The organism is Pseudoalteromonas sp. L23, assembly GCF_021728455.1.
In the GTDB taxonomy this organism is placed as follows: domain Bacteria; phylum Pseudomonadota; class Gammaproteobacteria; order Enterobacterales; family Alteromonadaceae; genus Pseudoalteromonas.
Map to the genome: position 1 here is coordinate 281,550 of NZ_JAKKCW010000002.1, position 25,742 is coordinate 307,291.

Consider the following 25,742-nt stretch of genomic DNA (forward strand, 5'->3'; position numbering starts at 1 on the left):
TTAAACCTCGTTTAAACTAGCCACCCGGTCACCATTTCAACCGCTGTACTGGCTTGCTTTTGCTCAATACCAATAATCTTGCGCGCGGGCAGGGTAACCTTGTGATTACGGCCAGCCTTACCGCCAAAATGCTGAATGGCGGCGTACTCTTCTCCCAAGCCATGTATTAGTTCATCACCCTCAACTTTGTGCGTTACCGAGCCTGCCAAATCTCGTGTATCGGTAAGCGTTAGTCCTGGCTTTTCTGGGTTTCGGCCTTTTCCGGTTCTCGCCGCTTCAGACTGCTCCCATCTGGTACCGTCTGGCGCAAGCTCGTTTAAGAAGCGGGTGGTTACGTCCTGATCTAAAAATGCACCTATGTCGTCTAGGATGTCAGTTGGGTCGCCGCTCTTATGGCGCAGCAACTGCAGTATGTCGAGCGCATCACCGGATACTTCAACAAACACCCCAGCCATTAGAACCGGCTCCAATCAAAGTTAGAGGTAGGCTTTGCGGTGCGCATTGTGCCGTGGCTTTTCTGTATCGGTTTTTTAATTTGAATGGTGCCAGCATTGATTTTATCCAGCATCTGCAGCGCAGCTTTTTTACGGGCCAGTAACTCATCGCCCGGATTATTGCTGAGCTCATACCACATTAAATCTGTGGCAATGCTTGGGAGCGGAGAACTATTAATTTGCAGCTCAGTTAACTCAAACTTAGCCACATAACCCATTATCACCGCATTCACATTGGCGGCCGCCGCATTAAACCAACTGGCGATTTGTACTTGGTTCTCACCAACCGGCTCACCTAATAGTGCCGCGTTAATGTCATCTGCAGTCAGGCGATTATCGTAGTCTGGCTCTATCCGGCCAGACGCAAACTGCAGCAGGGTAGACACACCAAGTAAACTAATAATGTGGGTGGCAGATACAAACATAGTGACCTCATAAAAGGCGGGCGACCCCGCCTTTGGCTCTACTTTAAGGAGTAATTAAAATTACGGTGCTGGTGTAAATAGGTTGTTCAGCAACATGCCAAAGTCTTTAGCAATGGCAAGCTCTCGCACTTTCTCACCCACTAAAACCTCTATGCCACCGTCTAAACCGGCTGCTACGTCACGCTTACTTGAGATGCGATCACCATATTGAGCCGTAAGGGCAAAGGTCATTCTGTTATTAGAAGTACTCGCAAGCGGGTCAACACGAGTAAAGCTCATTTGGTCTATACCCCAAGCTGCTTCAAATTTAGGTGTTTCACCTTTTTTGGCAACGTTAACCCAAGCTTGCCCAACATGTACTTTGTCTATCCCCAAGGTGTCTTGAATAAAGCCCAAAGGCACCAAGCCGCTGTCGCCCAACGAGCCGTTATACGCTTTGATCACATGCTTATTAGAACGCAGTTTAGTTAGCGCTTTTTTAGGAATAGTTATCTGATTAGGCGATGACAGCATGTCATCCATTAGCTCTTGTAAAAACGGTAAAACATCTAATGTTGGGTCATCTAAATGTTTCAGGTCGCCAGTACCAAGCGTATGCTTATAGCCGTAGTTGTTTTCGTTTCTATATAACGATGCAACTCGCACTTCTCTGGCCAATAGCATCAAATCAGCAACGCTTTCTGTTGCGTGATGCAATGGGTCATAATTTGCTGGGGCGTTTTTAATATCCTCATTTGGTACCACGTCTGACAAACCATGGTCTTCGCATGAAGCTGAAGCTGGCTCAGATGTAAACTCAACTTGATTCACTTTTGACTTACGGCCAACCAATGTATCTGGAATAGTCATACGCTCAGCTTTGTCGAATACGCGATACTCAAATGTGCGCTTACCAACAGGTGATCTTGGGCAAACCGCATCGGCAATCAACTCAGCGTTTCGATAAGCTATCGCAATCGCGGTTTGTTCAACATCGGGGGTAAAAGGCATACCATTGTCGCTCATGGTGCTACTCCTTATTTAACGATTAAAAATGGGTTAATTGTTGAGGTACCAATGGTGCCAGCACGGCCATCCTCTAGCGCATTACCTAACACCCATATCTGAGCATCTTCAGCGTAAGCCGAAATATCTAGCGCAATCGCCTTACCATTTTCATCTGGTACGATTGGATCACCATTTTTAATATCTCCACCATATTCAACGTTGCCAGTTTGCGTCATGACAATATCAACACGCCCATTTCGGTCGCTACCATGCTCTGTTAAACCAACAATGGGTTTGCTTGGATCTGCAGACTGCGCAACGGTAAAGTCTTTTTGGTCGAAGTAAGCCGCAATACGGTAGGCACCTAAGGTTCCCGCCGCATGGAAGTTTTTAATAAACCCAGGATTAGCCATTGTTGCTCTCCTTTTTAACGTGCTTCAGCGCTTCAGAAATCGAGATAGTTACCCCTTTTTCTTTTTGTGAGCGTTGATAGTCAGACGCTTTTGCAGCCAGCGCATCTGAGGTTAATGTGGTGTCGTCAGGCTCATCTTGTTTACTAAAGTCTTTAGTTAAGCCTTTTTGCTCTGGCAGTGCTTTTAAAAAGCCTTTAAACCATTGTGCGGGGTCATGCGCTTTCGCTTCACCGTCGTTTTCCGCAAACTCAAAGGTTTGTGAACCGCCAGAACTTAAGTGCGCCATAAACTCAGCCACGCCAGATGTGTTTGTAAGGCGAGGCGACTTGCCACCATTTACCTCTTTATCAATAAAGGTCTGCGCATCCATGCGTCGTTGATTAAATTCAAGCTTTGCGTTTTTTTCCTGCTCAGCTTTTAGCTTGTTTTCCAGATCTTTCTTTTCTTCTTCAGTCACGGTGTTTTCCTCATCTGTGGGGCTTTGCGCAGAAAACTCCGCGCTTTGTTCAATTCGTTTTTCATGCTCTGCCAACGTCACTTGCTGCTGAATATGCTCAGCTTCCCAGTCGGCAAAAACTTTGCTGGCTTCTTCGGCACCAAATCGGTCTGTAATAAAGGTTTTAAGGTTGGTAACAAGGCGAACTAAGCCTTGCGCGCCATCAAGGGCGACTTGTTCAATTCGGTCACTGGCAGCAAACTCAAGCACAACGGCTTCACCGTCTTCATCTTTGCTAAACAGCCATTGCATGCCGTCAATGGCAGGGGGCTTACCGCCTAAAAATCCAATATGGCCGAGTTCGTAACCATTGTCGGTTTTACGTAGGCGCACAGAGCGGTTAGGGTAGCGGGCCTTTTCAACCGCCTCAGCAAAGTCAGCATCCACTTCCTCTGCTTTGGCGTAGAGGGTATCTCCCTCAATTTTTAGCTCTTCAGCCCAACCCCACGCTGGGTCGTCTGTTTTAGGGTGGCCAACCACCAAAGGCGAGCTGCGCTTTTTAAAATTGCTTACCACGCTTTGTAGGTCTGTTTGGCTAAACTCCGCCGTTTTGCCGTTTGAGTCGGTATGTTCACCGGCTCTAAAAATTTCAAACCAATTAAGTTTTGTGTTGGGTCGTTTTTGCGCCATTGCCTTTGCTCACGTTTAAATCTTGGAGCTAGGTTAGCGATGGAATAGCGGGGAGGGAGTAGGGAAACTGGTTTACATAGTGTGCAACTGCACCAGTTATTTAGACTAAACAGGCTGTAAAAAACGATCAACAACTTTTTAAGAGGTCCCAATGAACCAATTTGCAAAACTGTTTGAGTCTAACGGCTTTCAAGTGCTCGTTAAAAAATCAACGCACGACACCAACGACGGCACGGTTCCTAAGGTGTCAATCATTACCCGCTTTAGTGACGATGTAGAAATGGATTTTGGTATAGAACTGGAGGCCGACATTGACCGCTGCTGGGAGCAACGAGACAAGCTTTTTGACGGTATAAATCAAACCTCAGTTGACAACATCTTTGAAAATCTCTCCCCAGACATGAGCTCTGAGGAAGTACTTGAACATATTTGGTAAATCACAATGACTATGTACTATCTACATGAGCAACACAGTAAAGCCCTAGCGTTGATTGCTGAAGGCAAAACCGGTCTCTCCTCACAAGCGCTGGCGTTTAACCTGCTTAGCCTTAATACCACTAAAACAGACCACCCACACGACCCCGCAGACTTTAACCGTTGCCTACGGATGATTTATGCCGTTCCTGCAGTTAAAAGCAACCTACAAAGCATGAGTAAAGTCAGTGCCTACTGGGAGGCATTAGTCGAGCATTGGGATCAAATAGAGCAATGCTTTTTGGATGAGGCAGGGTTTGAGTGGGAAAAGTCTAAAAAGGCCCCAAAAACCTACAAGTTAATGCGCTCAGTTCTCGATGCCGTAACACCCCGTAAAGGCGATATACCCACGTTTTCCATTAATTTGTCTAAATAGGAGATGACCATGTTTAACCTATTCAAACTTTTTAAAAAGAAGCCAAAGAAACAGTACAAACTGTCTGAGTTTAGTTTTCGCCGTGTGCACAACGGTAGAACTCAGGTCTATCATACTCCCACGAATGAATGGCTGTATTAGTATGTAATTGTTGGAGACGTCACAAATGAAGCAGGAGATAAAGTTGTTGAAACTGACTTACACCGCGCACTCATTGATACCATAGGCAACGTTACGCAAAGTGTTGTTCATGAGGGTTTAGACCACATGCCAAGCCATTATGATGTAGGCTGTGACCTCGCTAAATCTGACGATACATCACGCACCGTTGACGCCTCCAACATTCCGTTTACTAGTGAACACAGCCCGTTATCTAGCGATAGCGCATCACGCGCCTTTGATTCTGCCGTGTCTAACCTACCAAGTGGCAATAGCAGCTCAAGTTGGTCATCTGGCTATGATTCGGGTTCGAGCTCATCATGCTCTAGCAGTTCTGATAGTGGCTCGTGGGATTAGGTTAATTATGCTAGTTGAATTTAACCCTTACGGCAAAGGCGCTCCGGTATACGTAAACACAGCACGTATTTTAACTGCTGAGCCCTACCACTCAGGTGAAACAGACTGTGGCTCTATCATCTATTTAGACAATGGCACTACGGTATTGGTAGGTGACTACCCGCGTGCAGTAGCGTTAAAGTCCGATAAAGTGATAAGTCGGTTTGTAAACGGAGCCCTATTGATAACGCGTGAGCGTAACCGCCAGCTTATTGAAGAGGGCCACAGTACAGAGCAAGACGACCAATATAAAAATGGCGCACTTGCAATGGCTGGAATTGTATACGCAACTGTTGCCAGTGTTTCTCCTGAGCTAAGGGAAGAATACAGGCAGGTTTTTAAACAAGGGCAACGAGTTCATCATTGGCCTTGGGACGGAAGTAACCCCAAGTTAGAGCCTAAAGACGATCTAGAGTCCAGGATAAAAGAACTGACTAAAGCGGGGGCGTTGATTGCAGCAGAAATTGACAAGCTACAAAGAAAACTGCGAGCACAACAAGAAAACACTTAAATAAACAGATACAGGCTTAAACAAGCCTGTATCTTAAAACTTGCTTAGAAGAACTTCTTAATTTGCAAAGCCCAATTTACTTAACCCGTTTTTAAGGTATGTAGCTAAGGGCGTTTTTTCAGAAATATAGTTCGCATATGCTCTTGTATCACTAGGAGCCTCTGCAACTAAATCGTCAAAGTCTGCTACCGTTTCTCCACCCGCACCTCTGCCTAACACCATGAGAGCACCTAGTTCCGCTAACTCATTGTTTGTAAGTGCTGCGATAGCTTCTTTTAGCGCTTTTTCTTCATCAGAAATAGATGAAAGCTCTTCTATGGATATATCCTTACCACATATGACATTCGATTCATTGGTTGGAGGGTAGGCTAGTTGGGCCTTGGCCATTATATCTTGAACAGTTTCGAGGCTGATGCTTAACATTTTAATCTCCTTTATAGCTTTTGCTTCATATTCCCGAATATCCTTGCGCCAACATAATTTATCTATTGCCACAAAAACAGAATGAATATAGTTATATTTTAGTTTTATGTATAGCAACAAGCGCGGTAACTCTTACCGCGCTTTTTACCACCCAACCACAAACCAACCCAACACATTCAACTGCAACCATGTTTAAAACACGTTTAAACGGTGTTTAAATTTGTTTAAACCACTTCGAGACGAATCAGTCTACTGTAAATTAGTTAGCGCCCGTTAGAGCGCGTTTGAGGCGTTATTTTTAAAAAGAGGGTAAGGCTGTCTACAAAACTTACTTTTTACACAAGTACCGGTGACATAAAAAGCAGATACTAGGTTTACCCTTTCAATAAAATGTTGAACCGCTGCACATTAACAAAAGTATCGGAAGAGCATCTTAAACAAATTCTAGCTACTTTCGGTCAACTTTAGGAACAGAATCCAGAGATATTTACGTTTCGTGTTATTAAAAAATAATTCCCAAATTTGAGCTAGCGAGTTTCGGAACTGTTAAGCTCCGTCACCTTTCTCTGGATTTGGCTCATCAGATTCAGAGGAAAAAGAGCTTGGCTTTACATTAACGTTAGCTAACACTTTCTTGTACAAATCGTTGTACATTAATTTAGCACGTACTTGGTCAATCCTTCCTTCTTTTACGCCAATTTCAATATATTCAATAGCACTGGTAATAGAAGGATCTATATCATGGCGAGAGTTGTAGCTTTTAATATTCATACCAAAAACACCAACAGCAATGAGGTGATAGAGTTTAACAACACCTATGCTTAATATATTAAAGAAACTGATCATTATGTTTAAAACTGCTTCAAGCATGACTCCAATTAACACTCCTAACCCTGTACCTACCGGGTTTTGAATAAACAAAATGTTGACTGCTTTTCTAAAAAACAATGTTACATCAAAGTCTTTCATGCATGAGCGCCTCTTCCTGTATCTACTTCACTGTATTTTTCAAACAACTTTTCTGGCTCCGGTAGTATATTCCGATTACCACCATTTCCATCTACATCATTACTAGAATCGATGATAAATCTTATGATCTCCTCTGCCTCAAAACTATTAAAACCATAAGCACCTGAATTAATACGAAACTTTAATACATAGCATTCCAATAGTTGAATCATAGCGAGAAGCCAGCATGACAGAATTGAATAGAAGTAAAGATCACTAGGATGCATTGAGTAAATAAACATGGCTAACAAAAATACGAAAGCGATACCTAAAATTAGGTTAACCTTATATGCTGTTTTAAATTTTTGACGCAGATAAACTTCCGATAAGGAATCTTTCTGAGGAGCACTCTTTAACTTTAAAGCCTTTTCAGATGGACGTTCAGAAAGCTCAAAATATGAAATACGAGCTTTTTCAAAGCCTTCTTTGGTTAAATTTTTCCGTGCTGCTACGAGCTGGCCTAGGAGCATTAATCGTTCTTCTCTTAAACTTCGTTTTAAGCTTCTTCTTGAGATGTAAAATTCTCTGCTAATGTGAAACGATATAGAACGCGGATATATACCTAGAAAGAAGCTAAGCACACAAGTAATGAAGAAGTATAAGCCCCCTAATAGAGTTACTATTCGTTCAAACAACGTATAATCTGATAGGTTTTCTAGCATTGATATTTTCCTCTGAGTGTTTTTTCTATATCCTTTTGAGCGTCATCTCGGCTTACTTTTCCAACTTCAGGTAACGGAAAAGTCACTTGTACCTTCGCCCTTTTTTAGATAACTCCAGCCCCTGGGTTCATATTTTCGTATGGCATATGCTTCAAGAAAACATATATCAACAACATGAAAATATTTCTTGGTTTACTAACTTGTTCATAAACTATACTCAAGCAGGCGCTAGATATAAAGGAGATAAATCATGGAAAGCGTATTTAAATTTGTAGAGCCAAAACAGGAAGCGGCATCACAGGGATTGATTAAGTTTTTTGGCCTAGAGCGATGGTGGCTCAATGAGATAGAGCCATACGAGCGAAAGCGCATACACGACCAGTACGACCCACTAGGTGGTAGCAACAAGATTGACGAAGGCAAAGTCCACAGCACATCAACCACCAAAGTTAGGTTCTTGCAAACCTTAGCGGGTTGGTTCCTAAGCAAAGAAGGTGACTTTGAGCTCTGCCAAAAGATCTTAAACAAAGCTGAAGACTCAGTGACCCCATACACCAGCTCTACCGACCTACACTTTTTGTACGGTCGCGCGGTTAAGTTTTACTACAAACATCGCAAGCAAGGTAACAACCTACAAAGGGCTATTTTCTATTGCCAAAAGCAAATAGACAACTCGGCCAAGGCCATACTCTCGATGCAAGGCGAACATAAAGCCATGTTAAAACGGTTAGACGAATGGGGGATGCCACCGAGGGAAACGCCGTTTTATATACCATCGCATCGCGGTTATTACCAATTAGCGATTATCTATAAAAAGCAGCAGGAATGGCAAAAGGTGATCGAGTTATGCCAACAGGCCGACGAACAAGGATGGGCAGGGGATTGGCAGAAGCGGATCGCTGAAGCTAAACAAAAATTAGGGTAACAAGTTAGGTGTAAGTAGCTGGCTCTTACACCTATTAGAAGCTAGCTACTTGCTGATTAACAGGCTTTTTACTCTTAGCTTCAATGAGAGGGAAGTTCATTAATATACAGGTACCATTACGACCCGTTTTAATTTTTAGCTTGGTTTTATACGCTTTTGCTATTTGTCTCATTGTGTAGAAGCCAGCCCCAAAGTGCAGCCTAGCTTTAAGTGGTATTCCTGTACCGTTATCTTCAATGCTTACTTCTATCCCCTCGCGCTGTAACAGCAGGTTGGCTCGCACTACAGTTGCATCTGAATGTTCAATAGCATTCTTAATAGAATGATAGAGAATAGAATATATGTCCCGTTCTAACTGAGATTCGAGTCGCGTATCACCTAGTGCAAATTTAAATTTGATATCCATAGCAGCTTGCATAGACGCTTGGATTTGTAAAAGGTTTAAGCCTGCAGCTAACGTATTATCTCCAAGACTAGCACCACTATGTGCAATCGGCTCCAACGAATCTAGCGTATCTTGAATTTTAACTAGACCTTCAGAAAGCATAGTATCGTTGCCACCACAAAGCGATTTCGCTGCATTTAAGTTCACAACAGCTTGAGTTACACGAGACTGTTGGAATTGAGTTTGGTTTTTCCTATAAACTTTGTGGAAGCTCTGAACCCAAAAGTACAGTATGCTTACACCCAATCCCACAAATAGGATTAGTAGACCAATTGCAGTAAATAGCGCAGCATTTGTGGCATACCAAGCTACAGGTACCTTAAACTCATAGCTTGTTACAGTACTTACTTTATTACCTTTAACATAACGAAAGTCGACTTTATGATGCGTTTCTTTAAGGCCGTTGAGTTGGAGCATTGGGGAGTTTAGGGTAATCCATTTTCCATTGTCTAATCGGTATTGATAGTGGCCTTTTCGTTCTGAATAATAGTCAAACGCGGATACAGCAATATTGAGCCAGTTACCCTCAAGTGAACCGATATAAGAACTAGGGCTTGTACCAGCGTTAGATTGAGTAAAAACGATAGTCGCTGGTGTAGGCTCGACTCCATCATCATTGAAAATAGTCAAAAGCCCACGATCACTAACTGCAAAAATTTTGTTGCCAATATGCCGTATGCTATTTGTACTAAAAGAATGATCTAGCGTTCCCTGAACCGCAACCGTAAAACCTAAGTCTGTATCTAAACTATGTATGCCATTGTTAGTTTGCAAATACATTTTATTTTGTAATACGTTCAGCTCGATAATGAACTTAGGTGACGGTATGCTTTTCCATACACCTTCAACTCTTTTAAAAAGTCCTTTTCCATACGTAGCCAGATAGATTGCATCGTTTAATTTCTCAACATCTGTTACAAGCACATTTTCATTGAAAACTAGTTTTCCATTTTGCGTTTCGTCAAATGCCATTAAGCCCTTTGAAGTGCTAACATAAGTTGTACCGTTAAACTTATCAATGTTAAGCACTTCTAAAGAGGGGAGGACACTGTTTAAGCTGCTGCTTCCTAGCACTTGATAGTTGCTGTCATATCGAATAACCCCCTCTTCATTAGTTGCTAGCACCACCTGATCATCAACCAATGCCACATTGATGATATAACTTGAGGTCAACTGTCTAACTGTTTTACTAGAGATGTTAATTTGGTATGCACCAGCGCTCGTTCCGATAACAACATAACCAGCAAAGACTTTGATGGCGGTGATATCGTATCTCTGTTTTGGCAAAAGCTCATTGAGCCAAGATAGCTTTTCAAGCCCTAAATGAGTGTACTTATAGACACCTTTACTAGTACCTAACCAAATATCACCGTTAACATATTCAATAGAGTTATACTGTGAGTCTAGATTGACATCCAATATTTTATTTTGACCATCAACTCTGAAGAGCTTATTCATAGTGAGGCCCCACAATACATCGTTCTTGTCTGAATAAAGATTTATGTATGAGTGGGTGTTATTTGCAATATTCTTCCTGCTAACTTCTAAAGTAGACAATTTTATTTCGTTCACTTGTCCACCTTCCGTGTAATACAAGAAATATGGTAGTTGGAAAGTTAAGTTCTCTGGGTTGGCGATATCAGAATTCGTGATTGTCACGCCTTGCGATAAAGAGTAATAGAACAACTGTGAATTTTTGGTATAGACAACCCCATGGGGTGTAGCTTCAACTTCACCTTTATCTATACTCTCATTATCTAAAAGGCTCGGACCAATATCACTAACCAGAAACAATCCATCATGAGCAATTACGTATAGATTTCCGAAACCTGCGTCTATGTCTAAAAGTTTTCGTTTATTAGCAAATATAGGCTTAGATGTAGAGCTTACTAAATCAAACTCAGTAAGTTGATTTTCCTCCATCACATAAACTTTGTCCTTCAAAACAGCTAACTTATAAGCGTTAATATTTGCAATTTTTTCTACTACTAAACTTTCAAGGTCGAGAGTCCATAAGTCACCATTTTGATACAGTGCAACCAGTAGTTTAGAGTTATCTGATATTTGTACATCTTTAACCATCCCTCTGGGCAACTCAGTGAAACTACTAAGATTTAGGGAGTGCTCACCATCGTAACGATATACGCCATCATGTGATGAAAGGTACATAAAGCTGGCTTCATCCTGAGCAACAGTATTGAGATGCTGGAGATCCAATGCGACAGACTTATAGCAGATGCATTGAAAAATGAACGCAAGCAAATATTTTAAAGCACGCATAGATGTTATTTCCGTGTATATGCGGCTCAGTAACAAAGCCGCTTTCCTAATTATTGCGCAACTTGAGGGTTGTGAATTTTCGTCCCACAGCCAGCTGCTAGGACAGGAATAAACTGAGCGTCCTCAAAGGACTCCGTTTTGTTAGCAAGTTGACGATCACTTATATATTTACCAAGTGTATCATAAGTTAAGTTATTGTGAATGTTTTGATTTGACTTATTTCTCCACGCAAATTCTTTTTCACGTGGTGCAATAGCAAAAAGGTAAGTTGGTTTTCTTGGGTCATCTTTATTCTTCTTTGTATTCCAAGCATCAATTACCTGTTGACCATACTTTTCTCCATATAAGTGTGTATAGGCAGCTGCTAGCAACATCGCACCTGAATCACTCATAACCATAACTGCAGTGTTATGATAATCACTTCCGCAATCAAATGAGACATCAACGTTTAAGATGCTACCGTCTGGTAACAGTAGATCAGTATTCATCCGTTGTACTACTGCACGATCTTCTAGTGGTTCTAGTGCTTGAGTATTAAAACCACAACTAGCCAAAATGAGCGTTAGTCCTGTTAAAATTTTCATGTAATTTCCTTACAGCATAACTAAAGCTCCCTCCGCGACAGTTTTAACCATAACCTCGTTAAATTGATATTCGAAAACTTTATCGAATAAAACAGGTCGTAACTTAGCACGTATAAAGAGCTCTTTGTCTGCTGATAAATTTTTAGTAAACATTAAGTCGTCAAGAATTTTCTCAACAAGAGTATTTGCTGCTTTAGCATCTTCAACATTCAGACTATTTCCTTCACTAGCAACATCGCCACGAGTTGATTCCTGATCTTTCTTTGTAGAGCTATTGACAGCTGTTTTTGACGCTTCAATACCAAACACATCGTCTAAGGATATTTGCCTTTTAATACACGCACTGACAATGGCCGCATACGGTAATGACCTTTTTCTCTTGGCCATTGCAATCCCACTTTGCGATAGACCAAGTTGTTCCGAAAGGGCTCTATTACTTGTTACACCAAATTTGTGCTGTAACCGACAAATCACCTCTTCAACATCCGTCTCTAAAATACTATCGGTAACCATAGTGACCGTCAACACCTTTTAAATTAAATAAAATAAGTTTCGTTACCGCTTGACGGTAAATTAAATTACCGCTAACCTTTTTCTCGAACTGATGGTAACGATATTTACCAAAACAAATTAAACATAAGGCTAAATTTATCATGACTGATAAGAAAATGACATTCGATGAAATTAAGAATGAGCTAGCTCGTTTAGATGTGAAGCTTGCAGATATAGCAGAGGCTAAAGGCGTTTCAGCTCCGCATGTGACAAACGTTGCTAAGGGGTTGGTCAAGTCAGAAAGGGTAGCGAAGGCCATCTGCCTATCTCTTAACAAAGAACTAGCTGAAGTTTTTGGAGACACATACTCAGCAAAAGGAAAAAGAGGTCCTAAAGATAGAAGCATTAGAAAATTAGAGATCATAACAGCCATTAAAGCCGGTAAGCCAGTACCTAAACCAAGCATGACTTTAAGTGCCAATTAAATCTAGGTTAATTTGGGGAGATTCTTACCATGACTGCAACCGACCTATTAGCAGATATTTTAGACTCAGATATTCCACCTGATTGCGATGTGTACCACCAATTTGTTCACACCGTAAATGCCTGTATGCGCCGCTGTGGATATACCAGAGCAGGGCTAGCTGCTCGAATGAACCAAGCACTTAAAGTGCTAGAAGTAGAAGTTGACGAAACAAAGTTAAACAAGTGGTTTGCACCAAGCCAAACAATGCACATGCCTATTCACCTGCTGCCAGCATTATGCTGGGCACTTAAAAGCATGGAGCCATCGAATATTCTACTTGGCCCTCTTATGTACAAAGCCGTAGATCTAAGAGCCCAAAAGCTGCAGCAGTCTGCTGAATACGATGTACAAATCGAACAGCTTAAACACCAAAAACAAGCACTCCTAGAAGAACTCACAATTAAGAACTAAGGCCAGTATTCACATGACTATCAAAGACCAAGATCTATCTAAAATTTGGGGGTTGCAATGAGCAAAGAGCTAGCCGCCATGGTAGGCGACGAGTCTGCAGAAGAGATTATGCATCAAGTTGAACTTCGGGCAAGTGCTTTACATATTGTAATGCCTTCGAGTGTTGATGAGTGTATGGAACGCATCACTTTTCTTGCAAACCGCCAGTTTACGGATGCTGCGGAAATGGGCTTTATTCTTTTAAAGGTAAAGGCAGCTGTACCACATGGCCAATTAAAAATAGAGCTAGCAAATCGTGGAGTACATGAAAGAACCGCGAGGCGTTCAATGGCCATAGCAAAAATGCTCCTTACATTGCCGAAAAGCAAAACGGACACGGTGTCCGTTTTGAATATGTCTCAAAAACAGCTCACTGAACTTACAAAAGTACCTATTGAAACGCTTAAAGAGCTAGACGACGAAGACTATGAGGTACTAGCAGAAACCGCAAGTAAGAACATTCGAGAACAAGTCGCAGAGCTTATCGACAAAAAGTCAGAGCTAGAAGACACGCTGGCCCACACCATCAATGAACTAGAGCACGAGCGCCTGCGCAAAGTGCCAACCACGCGATTTGATATGCCGGTCTTTGTAAGCGAAATCCGCAAAGACGCTATTTGTACCACCGAGCTATTAAACGACGCGCTGCAACAGGCCCAAGCAGGGGTGACGCAGTTAGTTGAGTTTCGCTCGCTTGATTTACCCGCACGCATTGCAGCGGCGCAAGTAGTGCACCACGCCTACGCCAGCATCTACACCCAAATAGGTAGCTTGCTAAGCCAGCTGCACATGGAATTTGGCGAGCACGTGCAAGGCATAGAGAACCTACCCAAATTCGACGACGCCGAATGGCAATACGTAGACACCGAACGCGAACGCCTACTGGAGTCGTTCCGCCTAAGTAAAGGAGACAAATAATGCATCCTGCCGTAGCTAAATTTAAAAACTTACCTAGCGTAATGACAAAAGCTGACTGGCAAAGCGCACCAGACACAGCGCGTAAAACCGCACAGAGTAGGGCGGCTGTGGTAAAGCATTTGTTGACCAGTAGCAAGGCGCTAGACAAAGCCTTAGAGACATTAAAAGCGGCTTTTGCAAACGGCACTATATCGCCAGCGTTGCACCAGGCATTAACCAGCTTGGGTAAGCTGCCAAGTAGGGCCACCATTTACAACTGGTGCAAAGACTACAAAAGCAATGGCCTTGAGGGGCTATTACCCAACCACAAGGGGCGAGTAGGCCAAGCCCCTATATGGGCCGCCCGAGCACTGGAGTTTTACCACTGCCCAAACTCGCCGTCTTTTGCGTTGGTAGCAAAAGACTTACGCGACGAAGGGTATGACGCGCAAGACTTTCAGGTACGTCGCTTTATTAACTCAATGCCGCACGAGCTAGGCCCGCAAAGCCCGTACCGCATGGGCGCTAAGCTTTACCGCGAAAAGCACAAAGACTTTAAGTTGCGCACCACGGCGCACATTCCATCTGGCTTTGTGTACAACGGCGACGGCCACACCATAGACGTATACGTGGCGCACCACAACAGCGGGCAACCGTTTAGATACGAGCTAACTGCGTTTCAAGATGTGCGCAGCCGTAAAATTGTGTCGTGGGACTTAAGCGAGGCTGAGAACTCACTGGCCACACTTAACGCACTAGTAGAGTCAATTAAAACATACCAACACGTGCCTGCCATTTTGTATGTGGATAACGGCTCTGGCTATAAGTCAAACATGATGAATGACGAGTGCTGCGGGGTGTATGCACAACTCGACATAGACACCATTTTTGCCATACCCGGTAACGCCCGGGCAAAGTGGATTGAACGATTTTTTAGGCACATGGAAGAACACGTAGGCAGACGATTTGAAACGTACTGCGGCCGTGGCCATGACGAAAACTTTAAGAAGTTAGTGCTTAAAGAAATTAAGCAAGGCAAACGTAAGCTGCCCACGCTTGAACAATGGATAACTGAGTTTAAAGCGTTTTTAGAGCACTACAACAATGCACCTCACCCTGAGGAGTCAAACCTTACTCGTAACCAAGTGTGGGAACAAAACCTGTTACAAGAGCGGCCAATTACCGTGGACTTTGACTTTTTACCTAAAGCAAAGATCAACGTTCGCCGAGGCCAAATTAAGCTACACAAGCGCATATACGCGGCAGACTATTTACACCAGTTTAACGGCCAGCAATTGGTAGCGGGTTTTAGCATGAAATCCGATAAGGCCATCAAGCTATACGAGCCAACGGGTGAATATTTAATGACGGCGCGGCTTAAGACTAAATCGCACGCCATTCCTGAGTCTCGTATTGAGCAACGCATTCAAGAGCGCAAAGTCACAAGACTTAAACGCCTAGCAAAACATCAGCGCGAGATTGAAACACAAGCTGCCGAGACCCGAGTGGTAGACGTAGCCTCGGTTGAGGCGCTAGCGGCAGCCACGCCAGAAATAGCACACCAAGAACCGCAAACCATAGACCTAAATATTAATGACTTTGCCGTGGAAATAGAGGAGCCGGCAGGCATTTCCGTGGCTGAGTTTTTTGAACTGGAGGACGAGTAATGAACTTTACGGAGCACTATAGCCCACTACAACAAATGCAAACCCGCATTCTGAACAATGAGATTGAGCTGTTTAATGTGCAACCTGCTGAGTACTGCAATGGTTGGGCATTGGATAACGTGAGCAAAATACTCAGTGGCAACAGCCCAGTAGACCCAAAAAAGGTGCTTGATGCACTGTGGAGCCGTTTTTTTGGTGACTTTGACGCTGAGCAATTTATGCCTGATGCGCCCATTAGTAATACCTACAGCGAAGACGACAAAATATTGCTTGCTCGCATTAAAAAGCGCATGAGCGACAAAGAACTACAAGGCCAAGGCGTAACGAGTAGCACACTTGCCAGCCGCTTACGTAAAAGCACAGCCACAGTAAGCCAATTGCTAAACGGCAAGTATGGCGCGTCACCGAGTAAATTTTTACATGAAATTTGGAGTTTAATTGAGCCTACAGAGGTTGAGGTGCCAGAGGCGTCAGCCACAGAGGTTGCGCCTATCCGCATTCGCTACGGCGAAGTGCCTTACGTAGAAACCAGCGTACCCCATTTAATTAAAATGGCGTGCGAGCAGGCCCGAGAGCGCCGCCGTATTACGGTGTTTAGCGGCCAAGCTGGTATTGGTAAAACCACCGGCGCTGAACGCTACAAAGAGTCGCACGACGATGTACTGCTGGTATACGGCTGCGAAGATACTTCATCCACGCAAGTACTTGAGAGCTTGGCCTTGCAGCTGGGCATATCTAAAACGGGTGGCAATAAAAAGCTACGCGAGAAGATTTCTGACACGCTGCGAGACCGTGGCGGGCTCATTATTTTAGACGAGGCCGACAAGTGTAAACCCAATGCGCTTGATCCGCTGCGCACAATATCAGACCGCGCCTATGTGGGCGTAGTACTCATCGGCAATATTCAATTGGTAGACAAACTACAGAGCATGGAGCGTTATGAGCTTATTTCTAGCCGCGTTTGTTTTTGGCCGCGCCCCGTGGGCGAGCTACCAGTTGAAGACATTAAATCGTTATTTGAGTCATTAACCCAAAACACATTAAAGCTGGCAGATGACAGTGAGGAGTTTTGGAAGTGGCTACATAAACGCGTTGAGGGTAACGCGCGCTTTTTAGTTGAAAACGTGCTGCCTCACATCCTCACGCATACCCGCAAAAACCCTGACAAAAAAGTCGACAAGTTGATGGTGAACTCCATCTGCTCGGCAGTGTTAAACAAACCTACTATTTAAGGACTTAACATGACTATCATATCAACACTTTATGACTCCGCTTTTGAACAAGCTAAAGCAACTGGCCGCTTTGCGGTGGTGTCTACAAATTTAGACGCTAACCAATACAAAGCGCATTGCGAAGAGCACTGCAAAAACAATGAAAATACAATGGTCATTGATGGAAAAGACCTAGTCGCTAGCACGAACATGACAGACTTTTTGCTGCTACACCTTGGATTAGACCCAGACGAAAGCGAACACCTTGACCGTAATAGAGTTATCAAATCACTCATCAACTCAAAATTCATTTTCACCGTTTACAACGCTGACAAATGTCGTTCAAACACTTTAGAGCAACTAGCGGCAATTGCCGATGCCGCTCGTGTAGGAATGGTACTTCTTTGTACCACTGAGTTTGCAAACGGACTAAAGACCTCTGAAAGATATCGTTTCATTGTAAACCGTACACTCACTTGGCTAGAGAGCTAAAACAAAACACAAAAGTAATCAGCCTTGCTGCAACAAGGCTAAGTAAACAGGAATAAAGACAATGGCATTTTCAATCGAAGTAAACGAAGGTTTTTTTAGCGCCAAATTTGCGGTTAGCGATACCAAAAACAATACCAAAATGTTGGCGGCAATTTGTAAGCACGACACACAGGGCATGATTCTCGACAGCGTAAACGGCAACATTAAAGCAGCGTTTGCCATCCTCTTGGGTATAAAGCTATACGAATGCAAGCAGTTAGAAAAGGTAAAATCATCGGTAAGTTTTACCAACGAATTTACCTTGCGTTATTCAGATATTGCCCGTTTACATACCAGTGACGACAAGCCATGGGATGTAAAAATCATTAAATTCAGCCTGTTACCAGACTTTACAATCGAGGAGGTAGCATGACGTTAGTCCAGCAAATTAAAGCCGCACAGCACTATGCAAACATTAGTGATGATGCCCACCGCCAAAATGTATTGGAGGTGAGCAAGTTTCGCGTGTCTACGTGCACCAAACTCACAACAGACGAGCGGAAAGTGCTGCTAAAGCGCTACCGCATGCTAAACCCAAACACGCGTAAACGTAAGCGCATGCCCTCAGCGCTGCGCCATATATACCGCTTGTGGGGATTATTGGCTAAGGCTGAGTTGGTAAAGGTAGACAGCAAAGAAGCATGCGAGACGTTTTGTAAAAAGCACACCGATGGCGTGCCGTTACAAGACGCTAGCGACAACTGGCAACAGCTGATTGAAATACTCAAAGGCTGGTTAGCAAGAGGGCAAGGCAATGGCAAACAGCAACGGCTTTAACAAATTTACGATTGTAGAAAACCGCGAGCGCTATAGCGAAAACCTAACCGCTCGCAAGCCAAGTAAAAAGGATATAGCGCTAAGCCGAGCCCGCCATCGTTTAGAAGCACTACAAGAAAGGCTCGACATAGAGCGCGAATACAGCTTGGAGGGCCTGTTTGATGAGTGACTTAAACATTGACTTACGGGCGCTGCCTGCAGGCATTAGGCAGTTTGTAAAAGTACTGGGCGTTGAAAAAACCATTTTTCTACTTAGTGAGCACCAGGGCCAGATGTTTTACATACCAAAAGCCGCCAACCCAGAGAGCCACTTTGTAAAGGTATTTGGCGAGGAAATGTGCCTAGCACTGGCCAACTATGCAGAGACTCAGTACCAAGTGCCCATGCTAAACAAGGTGCTAATACAGCTACGCGACCAGGTGATAGTTGAAGAGGTGAAAAACGGCGTAACCATTCAAGCTCTGGTTAAAAGGTTTGGGATCACTCGCCAATGGATAATGAAAATCCTAAACGAGCACAACGCTTACAAGGAGCAACAGATGGAGTTTAAGTTATAACAATTATCCAAAATCACAAGTTTCAATCGCTATGTGATTGAAACTTGGACTCTTCCAAGCTCACTCATTTTACTCTACTCTACCTATCTAAATCATAAATACAAAATTCGAAGGAAAGTTATGTCAGCAGATCAATTTCAGAACTGGAAAGAAGAGTACAAATGGGAAAACTGCCAACTTGGTAATAAGGAATACGGTATGTTCCTTAGCAATTACATTAAATCGCAGAAACAGGCATTGACTCTAAATATTAATGGCCAGTGGGGTATAGGAAAAACCCACTTTTTAAGACAGATATACACACAACTGCGCTATGAGGAAAAGCTACCAACTATCTACATAAATGCGTGGGAGTCTGACTTTTCAAATGACCCGCTACTAGTAATCTTTACAGAGATTCTAAAGCAAATTAAGACATTTGATACTAAACAAAAACTTAAAGGTCACATTGCGTATTGTTTTGACAAGCTAAATAGTTTTTACAATAAATCTATCAAGACCATTGGAGCAGCTGCGTCAATAACATTTGCAAATTCTGCGTTTTATGACATATCTAAAGACTTACAGACGAAGAAAAAAGATACTCCTGATGACTTGTCTTCCCTGTATTTAGAGCAACAGAGGTCATTTATTGAATTAAAAAACTTGCTTAAAGATGTTGTAAATGCCACGGAAAATAATCAAGTATTTGTCTTAGTTGATGAACTAGATAGATGCAGACCAAGCTATGCAGTAGAGTTTTTAGAAACTATTAAGCATATCTTCGATATTGATGGGTTAGTCTTTGTAGTCGCCACAGATACAGAGCAGCTAAGTCACTCTATTAAAGCTATATATGGCGCAACCTTTGATGGCAGTGAATATTTGTCTCGCTTTTTTGAGAGAAGTGCGAAACTTCCTGAACCTAATAAAACTATATTTTCAAAGTATTTAATCGTTCAATCCACTATCTATCCAAGTGTTGAAAAAATATTTTTACCTTTAAGGGGAGGGCAAGATAAGGTTGAGCATCTTGCTACTATTTTCGGCGACATAGGGACTTACTACGGGCTTTCACTTAGGAGGATAAAGCAGTTATTCGACAAATACGAGTCTATAGTATTAGCTTTGGAGCCAGGGGTAAAATTTGATTCTCATTTCTTAGTACAATTACTATGTGAGTTTTCTCACCCTCGATTCAACTTTTCTTATGAACAAAAAAAACAAGGGACTAATAGAGTATCTCGTGAAACAAAAAATCAGCTTAACCTTACTACGGTGCCTGAAGGCGGAACCATTCAAGCAGCTGCAAAACTATATGATATCGAAATTAGAAAAGAGAAGCTTGAGTTTTATAGACCTATTTTCCAACTTCTTTTCAGTGTTAATGAAAAAGGAGGCGACTTTAGTGTGAATCTGCGACGAGAAGTGATTGACTCTGCTCATAATTCAAGAAATAGGGACCCTAGTGTCGAAAGTAGATTAAATACACTTTATTTTCATGAGCTAGAAAAAAGTGGTGGTAAAATCTCTTTTTTAAAATTTGATGATTACTTTAAATATGTAGAACTTGCCGCTCATATCTCCTAGGCTTTGCGAACAATGGACAAATAGCTCAGATTTAAACGGCCAGTATTGCAGTATGGCCGATTTTAATTTAGCCTAATTTAACAATTTTATTCCTTCCTTTGAAAACTACTTTCCATATGTTTGGCCTCTGATGATTACGCGATCATCACCCCATGAGCAAAGCAAAATCATTGCCTGTGTGGGTGTTGGCGGAGCTAATCGTTGCAGCAAAAACGCGTGAAGAAAAGCAAGCGATTGCAGCAACTTGTGAGCCACGATATTTACAGCTGTTACGCAATAGTGTGAAAACACTGATTGCTAAAAAACGTGCCGTAAAACCACCTAAACCTGTGCCTGAGTGCTTTGTAACAGTTAAAACCAAACTCAAGCGTAGGACTGCCCATGGACTTTAACCTATTTAACCAATTAAAACGGCACGAAGGCGAGCGCCTAACGGTGTACAAATGCCCTACGGGGTACGCCACAATCGGTGTTGGTAGGAACTTGGAGCAGCGCGGCATCTCTGAAGCCGAGTCGGACTATTTACTCAGCAATGACATTAAAGAGTTCACCCAAGCCGTTCGCAACAACATTAACACCACAAAATGTAATCCGGCACGAGAAGCGGTGCTTATCAATATGGCCTTTAATCTTGGCATTACTGGATTGCTCAACTTTAAAAACACGATTGCAGCAGTTGAAGGCGGAGATTGGGAGCTAGCAGCCCATGAAATGCTTAACTCACGTTGGGCCTCACAGGTAGGCAGCCGCGCAGATGAGCTCGCCGAGCAAATGGCCTCTGGGGAGTGGTACCTATGACCCCAGAACAAGAAAACCAGTTATTCCTATCTATTGGCCAGATTCAAGCCACACAAACCGCAATCCTCAAAGAGGTCACCGACATTAAAGCCGATTTAACTAAGCGAGTTGACGGCCTAGAAACGCGTGTTGAAAAGGTTGAAGGCCATGTGACCAACAACCGTGTAAAAATCGCGGGTCTTGGCGGTGGTGCTGGGCTTGCAGTTGCCATAGCCGTTGAGCTGCTAAAGTTGAAAGCCGGAGGTTGATATGGCGCACTCTGCTGATATTAAAAATGCAGTGCGCCACAGCTACGTTAATGAGCTATTGGCGCTATCTGTTGCGGCTGTAAAACATAATGTAGCCGATGGCACAGCAAGACGCTGGAAAGCCGAAGCCAAAGCCAGTGGCGATGACTGGGATTTAGCCCGAGCAGCTGCTCGCAAATCAGAAGGCCCAGTAGGGGAGTTTACTCAAGATTTTATCGAAGAGTTTACAATCCAAGTAAATGAAACCTTCAATTTGCTAAAAGAACAAAGCGCTACGCTCACACTAGAACAGCGAACTAAAACACTAAACTCGCTCACAGATATGATGAGCAAAGTAATGAAAGTGAGTGGCGGGAATAAGCGCTTGGAAAAGCGCGCCATCGCTGCAGAGGTTATTAAAAAGCTCGCTCAGTTTGTTTCAACTCATCATCCTGATTTTGCTGAAGCGCTAGTACAAATACTTCAGGCATTCGGCCCACGTTTAGACAAAGAGCTAGACGACTAATGGCGGATATGAACTCAAAAGAGTTTTTAAAAGAGCTCGAAAGCATTACAGGCACACTACGCCGTGATATTGAAGCTAAAGAGCGCAATATTGATCCAAGCCCAGCCGCCATTTTAGAGCGCAGAAAACGTGTGCTAGGTGGCGACTTTGAGTTTTTTGTTTATACATATTTCCCACATCATATGTGGCTTGATGAAGGGCAAGAAGCCAGCGAATTTCAAACATATTTTATGAAATGGTTTCCAAAGGCCCTTGAACTAGATAATGGCTGGAAAAACTGGTTTGTAGCGCCTCGTGGCGAAGGGAAAAGCACATTGGCAGCAAAAATTGCACCTGTTTATGTGTGTATTCAAGCCCTAAGACAAGATGTAGAGCTGTGCGAGGAGCTGAATTTAACACGTCCAAATATCTTTATTGATAACGTAATTTTATTCGGCGCAGAGGCAAAAATGCCTGCAAAAACGCTGGAAGTGGTTAAAACAGAGCTGCTCAACAATAACAACTTAGCATTAGATTTCCCTGAAGTTTGCACCACATCAACCACCTGGAAGATTGGCGAGTTTGTGACAGCCCAAGGCGTTCGCTTTGAAAGCAGAGGTGCTGAACAAGGCGTAAGGGGGACATTCCACGGGGCTAGCCGTCCTAAACTTTTGCTATCTGACGACATCATCACTGACAAAGAAGCTAAATCACCTACCGAGAGAGACAACCGTTGGGGATTTCTTGAGGCTGCAGTTCAATATCTCGGTCCGCCAGATGGCTCCGTAAAGTTTCTAGGCATTAACACAGTGCTTAACAACGATGACCCTATTTCTCGTGCTGAAAACGCGCCCGGTCACATCGTTCATAGATTTAAAGCTATCACACAATATCCAGAAAACATGGAGCTTTGGAAGGAGTGTCGTGAACTCATGCTCTACGAAGATAAAGAGTTTGAAAAACGTGCTGCTAAAAATGGTGATGCTGTTAGCACCGAGGATAAACCAAGCTTTAAATTCTGGCTGAAGAACAAACGCGCGATGAGTAAAAAGGCAAAAACAAGCTGGCCCAGCGTTCGTTCACTATACAAAACGATGGAGATGTGGGCTTCAAATAAGCGTGAATTTAACCGTGAAATGCAGGGTATTGCTAAGAGCGATGAAGAGCAGATCTTCTTTCAATTTGAGTTTTGGGTAAACCGACTAAACCTATGGACGCCCTACGGCGCATGTGACCCAAGCATGGGTAAAACGGCTGGAGCAGACCCTAGTGCATTAGTTGTTGGCCTGTTTTGTAAAGAGCTGGGTAAGCTACATGTTGAGTACGAAAGCCGCAAGGTGCGCGGTACCAGCAAATTACTCAACGATCTAATAAGAGCTCAAAAAGAATATAACTGCTTAGTGTGGGGGTTTGAAAATAACACTGCATTTGAATACATGCGCACTGACTATATAAAGCGTGGCTTGGACGCAGGTATTGCACTGCCGCTTCGTGGCGTAACCGCCACTGTAAGTCAAGAAGAGAGAATTGAAGCACTAGAACCTTTCGTAACAAATGAACCTGCTCAAATCGCTTTTCACTCCAAGTGTACATTGCTAATGGATGAGTTAGAAAATTGGCCTAGCAAACAAAGTATCCACCATTATGACCTAAGCAGTGCTTTATCTATTCTGTGGATGATTGCCAGCACGGGTGCAGGTGGTATGCCCAGAGTACGCAGCAAAAAAGTGACTAAATCAATAGGGGGCTACCATGTCTAAACCTCATTTAAGTTATCGGGGTTATAGAGCCCTGCAAAAAATGTTCAACATGAGCCAAAGTGACCCAAATCACTGGGCCATGATGCGTGAACTACCAAACCCAGACCCAATACTGCGTAAAGCTGGCAAAAGCGCCCTAATTTATGACGAAATTGCCGCTGATGCACATGTAATTGGTGAGCTACGCACACTGTGCTCTGGCATGTTTGCGTTTACGGCCGAATTGGTGCCTGGCGGTGATGATGCAGCGAGTAAAAAAAGCTATGAGCTAGCAAAGACGCTAATGGCAAGAAAGCCAGCAGTAAACACCGAATGGATGGACGTAGACTGGCACAACTACAGCGCTATTTTGCATGGGTTTGCTGTGACCCACCTCGGCGCTTATGAAAAGGAAGAAAATACTTGGCTACCAAACAAAATTGAGATGTGGCCAGCAAGCAGATTCGTGTTTACCCCCGACCACGAACTACTACTCAAAACCCGTGACAACCCGCACGGCGAGGAGTTGGTAGACCAGCGCTGGACGTGTGTTAGACATATGCCGAGTGCTAAGAACCCGTACGGTGTAGCCCTATTGAGTAGCTGCTTTTGGCCGTGGATGTTTAAGCATGGTGGTTTTAAGTTTTTTGTGCAGCTTTGCGAGCGTTTTGGCGTGCCATTTCCTGTTGGCAAGCACCCAGTCGGGAAGACTGACGACCAGGTGGATGAGCTAATTGATGGGTTAGCAAAACTCATTACCGATGGTATCGCGACCATACCGGATGACTCGTCAATTGAAATCATCGAAAGCAAGCTAAGCGGTGAGCCCGTACAAAAACAGCTGATAGATATGTGCAATGCTGAGATGAGCAAAGCACTCACTTCACAAACGTTAGCAACCGAGCAAAAGTCTGGCGCACGCGCTGCGAGCGAAACACACGCTAAGCGCGCTGGCGAAAACCAACGGGCGGATAGGGCACGTGTATCGAGTTATCGTAATCAAATTTTAGAGGCTATTCACCATGTGAATTTCGATGGTGGCGAGCCCCCGAAATACATTTGGCGAGACAAAAAAGAGATCAACCTAGACGCGGTTAATGTCATTAGAGAAACCGCCAAGTTGATAAAAGTAACGGAAGATCACGCCTATAAAACACTAGGAGTACCAAAGCCACAGGAAGGTCAGGCGGTGTTAGAAGTAAGGGACGATGGCGCTGGAATTGCCACGGCTGCAAAACAGGATTTTGCAGCGAAGGATAACCACATGGATGTGAACCCCTTTGATGAGTTTGACCAGGCAACCGATGTTGAAATTGCCAAGATATTTGAGTTTACCAAGCACTCAGCAAGCCTAAACGAACTAAAAGACAAAATCCTTTCTGAATTCCCAAACCTCAGTGGTACCGCACTGGCCGACGTAGCCAGTAAAGCGTTTGAACTGGAGTTTTTACAAGGGATGGATGAAGCCAATTCTACGGAGATAAACGATGACTGATATACCTGAAGGTTACATGAAAGACGGCAAGGGCAACTTAGTCGCCATCGCCAATATTAAGCAAACCGACCTAATTAAAGACGAGTTTGTAAAACAGGCCGTAGCGTTGGCTGAAAAACAGCAAAAAGAGCTGGCTGACTTTAAGCGGCTGCAGATGGAACAAGCCGATAATTTTATGGAGTTATTAGCCCAAGAGTACGACGTTAATCTGGGTGGTAAAAAAGGCAATGTAACGCTGCGCTCGTTCGATAATAAGTTAGCAGTAAAGATACAAGCGCAAGAGCGCATTGAATTAGGCCCAGAGCTACAGCTAGCAAAAGAGCTCATTGATAAGTGCCTAGATGAATGGACCGAGGGTGGTAACCAGAATATTCGCGCCATTGTGAACAAGGTATTCGCAACAGATAAGCAAGGTACGCTAAACCCGCAGCGCATATTGAGCCTGCGCCGCCTTGAAATAGCTGACGACACAGGCAAATGGCAACAGGCTATGGACATTCTAGCAGAGTCAGTAACGTCAATTGATAGCTGCCGTTTTATTCGCTTTTACAAGCAAGATGATCACGGTAATGACAATGCTGTTTCGCTTGATATAGCCAAGCTGTGAGGTGAG

General features: G+C 43.4%; 34 protein-coding genes. 23 read left to right on the forward strand and 11 right to left on the reverse strand.

Going from position 1 to position 25,742, the window contains the following annotated elements; all coding sequences use genetic code 11:
* Positions 1–11 precede the first annotated feature (11 nt).
* Genes L3V43_RS05010 through L3V43_RS05030 form a run of 5 tightly spaced genes read right to left on the reverse strand, consistent with a single transcriptional unit; the run spans position 12 to position 3,445 of the window.
* Positions 12–455, reverse strand: coding sequence for a phage virion morphogenesis protein (locus tag L3V43_RS05010; protein WP_237116061.1), 444 nt, complete (start codon positions 453–455; stop codon positions 12–14).
* The gene (locus L3V43_RS05015) at positions 455–919 is read right to left on the reverse strand and encodes a phage protein Gp36 family protein (protein ID WP_237116062.1); all 465 of its coding nucleotides are present in this window, start codon (positions 917–919) and stop codon (positions 455–457) included. Before L3V43_RS05015 ends, L3V43_RS05010 begins: the two co-directional genes overlap by 1 nt.
* Positions 920–979: 60 nt before the next feature.
* Entirely contained in the window at positions 980–1,924 is a 945-nt protein-coding gene (locus L3V43_RS05020) for a capsid protein (RefSeq protein ID WP_237116063.1), read from the reverse strand.
* Between the two features lie 11 nt (positions 1,925–1,935).
* The gene (locus tag L3V43_RS05025; protein WP_237116064.1) at positions 1,936–2,319 is read right to left on the reverse strand and encodes a hypothetical protein; all 384 of its coding nucleotides are present in this window, start codon (positions 2,317–2,319) and stop codon (positions 1,936–1,938) included.
* Positions 2,312–3,445 (reverse strand): hypothetical protein, encoded by a 1,134-nt coding sequence (locus tag L3V43_RS05030; RefSeq protein ID WP_237116065.1) that lies wholly within the window; start codon positions 3,443–3,445, stop codon positions 2,312–2,314. The genes L3V43_RS05025 and L3V43_RS05030 overlap by 8 nt, the downstream gene beginning before the upstream one ends.
* A gap of 151 nt (positions 3,446–3,596) precedes the next feature.
* Between L3V43_RS05030 and L3V43_RS05035 the strand changes: the two genes are divergently transcribed.
* The 4 genes from L3V43_RS05035 to L3V43_RS05050 all read left to right on the forward strand — a co-directional run bounded on the left by L3V43_RS05035 (position 3,597) and on the right by L3V43_RS05050 (position 5,361).
* A complete protein-coding gene (locus tag L3V43_RS05035; protein ID WP_237116066.1) occupies positions 3,597–3,881 on the forward strand; it encodes a hypothetical protein in 285 nt (94 codons plus the stop codon).
* Between the two features lie 6 nt (positions 3,882–3,887).
* The gene (locus L3V43_RS05040) at positions 3,888–4,295 is read left to right on the forward strand and encodes a hypothetical protein (protein ID WP_237116067.1); all 408 of its coding nucleotides are present in this window, start codon (positions 3,888–3,890) and stop codon (positions 4,293–4,295) included.
* A gap of 267 nt (positions 4,296–4,562) precedes the next feature.
* The gene (locus tag L3V43_RS05045) at positions 4,563–4,811 is read left to right on the forward strand and encodes a hypothetical protein (protein ID WP_237116068.1); all 249 of its coding nucleotides are present in this window, start codon (positions 4,563–4,565) and stop codon (positions 4,809–4,811) included.
* A 7-nt stretch (positions 4,812–4,818) separates the two neighbouring features.
* The gene (locus L3V43_RS05050) at positions 4,819–5,361 is read left to right on the forward strand and encodes a hypothetical protein (RefSeq protein ID WP_237116069.1); all 543 of its coding nucleotides are present in this window, start codon (positions 4,819–4,821) and stop codon (positions 5,359–5,361) included.
* A gap of 57 nt (positions 5,362–5,418) precedes the next feature.
* Here the strand turns inward: L3V43_RS05050 and L3V43_RS05055 are convergent, their stop codons facing one another.
* The 3 genes from L3V43_RS05055 to L3V43_RS05065 form a co-directional block, all read right to left on the reverse strand.
* Positions 5,419–5,904, reverse strand: a complete 486-nt coding sequence (locus L3V43_RS05055) for a DUF3775 domain-containing protein (RefSeq protein ID WP_237116070.1) — start codon at positions 5,902–5,904, stop codon at positions 5,419–5,421.
* Between the two features lie 426 nt (positions 5,905–6,330).
* Positions 6,331–6,753: a hypothetical protein gene (locus tag L3V43_RS05060; RefSeq protein WP_237116071.1), complete on the reverse strand. Its 423-nt coding sequence runs from the start codon at positions 6,751–6,753 to the stop codon at positions 6,331–6,333.
* Positions 6,750–7,454, reverse strand: coding sequence for a hypothetical protein (locus L3V43_RS05065; protein ID WP_237116072.1), 705 nt, complete (start codon positions 7,452–7,454; stop codon positions 6,750–6,752). The genes L3V43_RS05060 and L3V43_RS05065 overlap by 4 nt, the downstream gene beginning before the upstream one ends.
* A gap of 250 nt (positions 7,455–7,704) precedes the next feature.
* On the opposite strand from L3V43_RS05065, the gene L3V43_RS05070 reads away from it, so the two are divergent.
* Positions 7,705–8,379 carry a hypothetical protein gene (locus L3V43_RS05070; RefSeq protein WP_237116073.1) on the forward strand — a complete coding sequence of 225 codons (675 nt, stop codon included), beginning with the start codon at positions 7,705–7,707 and terminating at the stop codon, positions 8,377–8,379.
* A 34-nt stretch (positions 8,380–8,413) separates the two neighbouring features.
* Here L3V43_RS05070 and L3V43_RS05075 read toward each other — a convergent pair whose 3' ends face one another.
* The 3 genes from L3V43_RS05075 to L3V43_RS05085 are packed head-to-tail and all read right to left on the reverse strand — an operon-like array spanning position 8,414 to position 12,201.
* Positions 8,414–11,140: an ATP-binding protein gene (locus L3V43_RS05075; RefSeq protein ID WP_237116074.1), complete on the reverse strand. Its 2,727-nt coding sequence runs from the start codon at positions 11,138–11,140 to the stop codon at positions 8,414–8,416.
* Between the two features lie 14 nt (positions 11,141–11,154).
* Positions 11,155–11,688 carry a hypothetical protein gene (locus L3V43_RS05080; RefSeq protein ID WP_237116075.1) on the reverse strand — a complete coding sequence of 178 codons (534 nt, stop codon included), beginning with the start codon at positions 11,686–11,688 and terminating at the stop codon, positions 11,155–11,157.
* A 9-nt stretch (positions 11,689–11,697) separates the two neighbouring features.
* Positions 11,698–12,201, reverse strand: a complete 504-nt coding sequence (locus tag L3V43_RS05085) for a hypothetical protein (protein ID WP_237116076.1) — start codon at positions 12,199–12,201, stop codon at positions 11,698–11,700.
* 140 nt (positions 12,202–12,341) lie between these two features.
* Between L3V43_RS05085 and L3V43_RS05090 the strand changes: the two genes are divergently transcribed.
* The 18 genes from L3V43_RS05090 to L3V43_RS05175 all read left to right on the forward strand — a co-directional run bounded on the left by L3V43_RS05090 (position 12,342) and on the right by L3V43_RS05175 (position 25,736).
* A complete protein-coding gene (locus tag L3V43_RS05090; RefSeq protein ID WP_237116077.1) occupies positions 12,342–12,665 on the forward strand; it encodes a hypothetical protein in 324 nt (107 codons plus the stop codon).
* Between the two features lie 29 nt (positions 12,666–12,694).
* On the forward strand, positions 12,695–13,117 hold the full coding sequence (locus tag L3V43_RS05095; protein WP_237116078.1) for a hypothetical protein: 423 nt from the start codon (positions 12,695–12,697) through the stop codon (positions 13,115–13,117).
* Between the two features lie 57 nt (positions 13,118–13,174).
* Positions 13,175–14,074 (forward strand): hypothetical protein, encoded by a 900-nt coding sequence (locus tag L3V43_RS05100; protein ID WP_237116079.1) that lies wholly within the window; start codon positions 13,175–13,177, stop codon positions 14,072–14,074.
* A complete protein-coding gene (locus L3V43_RS05105) occupies positions 14,074–15,720 on the forward strand; it encodes a Mu transposase C-terminal domain-containing protein (protein ID WP_237116080.1) in 1,647 nt (548 codons plus the stop codon). Before L3V43_RS05100 ends, L3V43_RS05105 begins: the two co-directional genes overlap by 1 nt.
* Complete coding sequence (locus L3V43_RS05110; protein ID WP_237116081.1) at positions 15,720–16,952, forward strand: AAA family ATPase; 1,233 nt, start codon at positions 15,720–15,722, stop codon at positions 16,950–16,952. Before L3V43_RS05105 ends, L3V43_RS05110 begins: the two co-directional genes overlap by 1 nt.
* 9 nt (positions 16,953–16,961) lie before the next feature.
* Positions 16,962–17,423, forward strand: a complete 462-nt coding sequence (locus L3V43_RS05115) for a hypothetical protein (RefSeq protein WP_237116082.1) — start codon at positions 16,962–16,964, stop codon at positions 17,421–17,423.
* 61 nt (positions 17,424–17,484) lie between these two features.
* A complete protein-coding gene (locus L3V43_RS05120; RefSeq protein ID WP_237116083.1) occupies positions 17,485–17,835 on the forward strand; it encodes a hypothetical protein in 351 nt (116 codons plus the stop codon).
* Positions 17,832–18,239 (forward strand): phage protein GemA/Gp16 family protein, encoded by a 408-nt coding sequence (locus L3V43_RS05125; RefSeq protein ID WP_237116084.1) that lies wholly within the window; start codon positions 17,832–17,834, stop codon positions 18,237–18,239. Before L3V43_RS05120 ends, L3V43_RS05125 begins: the two co-directional genes overlap by 4 nt.
* Entirely contained in the window at positions 18,217–18,408 is a 192-nt protein-coding gene (locus L3V43_RS05130) for a hypothetical protein (RefSeq protein ID WP_237116085.1), read from the forward strand. Before L3V43_RS05125 ends, L3V43_RS05130 begins: the two co-directional genes overlap by 23 nt.
* Positions 18,401–18,796, forward strand: coding sequence for a Mor transcription activator family protein (locus L3V43_RS05135; protein ID WP_237116086.1), 396 nt, complete (start codon positions 18,401–18,403; stop codon positions 18,794–18,796). Before L3V43_RS05130 ends, L3V43_RS05135 begins: the two co-directional genes overlap by 8 nt.
* Positions 18,797–18,916: 120 nt before the next feature.
* Positions 18,917–20,365, forward strand: a complete 1,449-nt coding sequence (locus L3V43_RS05140) for a P-loop NTPase fold protein (protein WP_237116087.1) — start codon at positions 18,917–18,919, stop codon at positions 20,363–20,365.
* A gap of 152 nt (positions 20,366–20,517) precedes the next feature.
* Complete coding sequence (locus L3V43_RS05145) at positions 20,518–20,757, forward strand: hypothetical protein (RefSeq protein WP_237116088.1); 240 nt, start codon at positions 20,518–20,520, stop codon at positions 20,755–20,757.
* Positions 20,747–21,163: a glycoside hydrolase family protein gene (locus L3V43_RS05150; protein WP_237116089.1), complete on the forward strand. Its 417-nt coding sequence runs from the start codon at positions 20,747–20,749 to the stop codon at positions 21,161–21,163. Before L3V43_RS05145 ends, L3V43_RS05150 begins: the two co-directional genes overlap by 11 nt.
* Positions 21,160–21,411 carry a hypothetical protein gene (locus tag L3V43_RS05155; RefSeq protein WP_237116090.1) on the forward strand — a complete coding sequence of 84 codons (252 nt, stop codon included), beginning with the start codon at positions 21,160–21,162 and terminating at the stop codon, positions 21,409–21,411. Before L3V43_RS05150 ends, L3V43_RS05155 begins: the two co-directional genes overlap by 4 nt.
* 1 nt (position 21,412) lies before the next feature.
* Entirely contained in the window at positions 21,413–21,916 is a 504-nt protein-coding gene (locus L3V43_RS05160; protein ID WP_237116091.1) for a DUF1804 family protein, read from the forward strand.
* Positions 21,916–23,655, forward strand: coding sequence for a hypothetical protein (locus tag L3V43_RS05165; RefSeq protein ID WP_237116092.1), 1,740 nt, complete (start codon positions 21,916–21,918; stop codon positions 23,653–23,655). Before L3V43_RS05160 ends, L3V43_RS05165 begins: the two co-directional genes overlap by 1 nt.
* Complete coding sequence (locus L3V43_RS05170) at positions 23,648–25,129, forward strand: DUF935 family protein (protein WP_237116093.1); 1,482 nt, start codon at positions 23,648–23,650, stop codon at positions 25,127–25,129. The genes L3V43_RS05165 and L3V43_RS05170 overlap by 8 nt, the downstream gene beginning before the upstream one ends.
* The gene (locus L3V43_RS05175) at positions 25,122–25,736 is read left to right on the forward strand and encodes a DUF3164 family protein (RefSeq protein WP_237116094.1); all 615 of its coding nucleotides are present in this window, start codon (positions 25,122–25,124) and stop codon (positions 25,734–25,736) included. The genes L3V43_RS05170 and L3V43_RS05175 overlap by 8 nt, the downstream gene beginning before the upstream one ends.
* The last annotated feature ends 6 nt before the right edge of the window (positions 25,737–25,742 follow it).

Coding starts and splice junctions, on each gene's coding strand:
- L3V43_RS05010 (WP_237116061.1), bottom strand. CDS start 455: ATGGCTGGGGTGTTTGTTGAAGTATCCGGTGATGCGCTCGACATACTG.
- L3V43_RS05015 (WP_237116062.1), bottom strand. CDS start 919: ATGTTTGTATCTGCCACCCACATTATTAGTTTACTTGGTGTGTCTACC.
- L3V43_RS05020 (WP_237116063.1), bottom strand. CDS start 1,924: ATGAGCGACAATGGTATGCCTTTTACCCCCGATGTTGAACAAACCGCG.
- L3V43_RS05025 (WP_237116064.1), bottom strand. CDS start 2,319: ATGGCTAATCCTGGGTTTATTAAAAACTTCCATGCGGCGGGAACCTTA.
- L3V43_RS05030 (WP_237116065.1), bottom strand. CDS start 3,445: ATGGCGCAAAAACGACCCAACACAAAACTTAATTGGTTTGAAATTTTT.
- L3V43_RS05035 (WP_237116066.1), top strand. CDS start 3,597: ATGAACCAATTTGCAAAACTGTTTGAGTCTAACGGCTTTCAAGTGCTC.
- L3V43_RS05040 (WP_237116067.1), top strand. CDS start 3,888: ATGACTATGTACTATCTACATGAGCAACACAGTAAAGCCCTAGCGTTG.
- L3V43_RS05045 (WP_237116068.1), top strand. CDS start 4,563: ATGCCAAGCCATTATGATGTAGGCTGTGACCTCGCTAAATCTGACGAT.
- L3V43_RS05050 (WP_237116069.1), top strand. CDS start 4,819: ATGCTAGTTGAATTTAACCCTTACGGCAAAGGCGCTCCGGTATACGTA.
- L3V43_RS05060 (WP_237116071.1), bottom strand. CDS start 6,753: ATGAAAGACTTTGATGTAACATTGTTTTTTAGAAAAGCAGTCAACATT.
- L3V43_RS05065 (WP_237116072.1), bottom strand. CDS start 7,454: ATGCTAGAAAACCTATCAGATTATACGTTGTTTGAACGAATAGTAACT.
- L3V43_RS05070 (WP_237116073.1), top strand. CDS start 7,705: ATGGAAAGCGTATTTAAATTTGTAGAGCCAAAACAGGAAGCGGCATCA.
- L3V43_RS05080 (WP_237116075.1), bottom strand. CDS start 11,688: ATGAAAATTTTAACAGGACTAACGCTCATTTTGGCTAGTTGTGGTTTT.
- L3V43_RS05085 (WP_237116076.1), bottom strand. CDS start 12,201: ATGGTTACCGATAGTATTTTAGAGACGGATGTTGAAGAGGTGATTTGT.
- L3V43_RS05090 (WP_237116077.1), top strand. CDS start 12,342: ATGACTGATAAGAAAATGACATTCGATGAAATTAAGAATGAGCTAGCT.
- L3V43_RS05095 (WP_237116078.1), top strand. CDS start 12,695: ATGACTGCAACCGACCTATTAGCAGATATTTTAGACTCAGATATTCCA.
- L3V43_RS05100 (WP_237116079.1), top strand. CDS start 13,175: ATGAGCAAAGAGCTAGCCGCCATGGTAGGCGACGAGTCTGCAGAAGAG.
- L3V43_RS05105 (WP_237116080.1), top strand. CDS start 14,074: ATGCATCCTGCCGTAGCTAAATTTAAAAACTTACCTAGCGTAATGACA.
- L3V43_RS05110 (WP_237116081.1), top strand. CDS start 15,720: ATGAACTTTACGGAGCACTATAGCCCACTACAACAAATGCAAACCCGC.
- L3V43_RS05115 (WP_237116082.1), top strand. CDS start 16,962: ATGACTATCATATCAACACTTTATGACTCCGCTTTTGAACAAGCTAAA.
- L3V43_RS05120 (WP_237116083.1), top strand. CDS start 17,485: ATGGCATTTTCAATCGAAGTAAACGAAGGTTTTTTTAGCGCCAAATTT.
- L3V43_RS05125 (WP_237116084.1), top strand. CDS start 17,832: ATGACGTTAGTCCAGCAAATTAAAGCCGCACAGCACTATGCAAACATT.
- L3V43_RS05130 (WP_237116085.1), top strand. CDS start 18,217: ATGGCAAACAGCAACGGCTTTAACAAATTTACGATTGTAGAAAACCGC.
- L3V43_RS05135 (WP_237116086.1), top strand. CDS start 18,401: ATGAGTGACTTAAACATTGACTTACGGGCGCTGCCTGCAGGCATTAGG.
- L3V43_RS05140 (WP_237116087.1), top strand. CDS start 18,917: ATGTCAGCAGATCAATTTCAGAACTGGAAAGAAGAGTACAAATGGGAA.
- L3V43_RS05145 (WP_237116088.1), top strand. CDS start 20,518: ATGAGCAAAGCAAAATCATTGCCTGTGTGGGTGTTGGCGGAGCTAATC.
- L3V43_RS05150 (WP_237116089.1), top strand. CDS start 20,747: ATGGACTTTAACCTATTTAACCAATTAAAACGGCACGAAGGCGAGCGC.
- L3V43_RS05155 (WP_237116090.1), top strand. CDS start 21,160: ATGACCCCAGAACAAGAAAACCAGTTATTCCTATCTATTGGCCAGATT.
- L3V43_RS05160 (WP_237116091.1), top strand. CDS start 21,413: ATGGCGCACTCTGCTGATATTAAAAATGCAGTGCGCCACAGCTACGTT.
- L3V43_RS05165 (WP_237116092.1), top strand. CDS start 21,916: ATGGCGGATATGAACTCAAAAGAGTTTTTAAAAGAGCTCGAAAGCATT.
- L3V43_RS05170 (WP_237116093.1), top strand. CDS start 23,648: ATGTCTAAACCTCATTTAAGTTATCGGGGTTATAGAGCCCTGCAAAAA.
- L3V43_RS05175 (WP_237116094.1), top strand. CDS start 25,122: ATGACTGATATACCTGAAGGTTACATGAAAGACGGCAAGGGCAACTTA.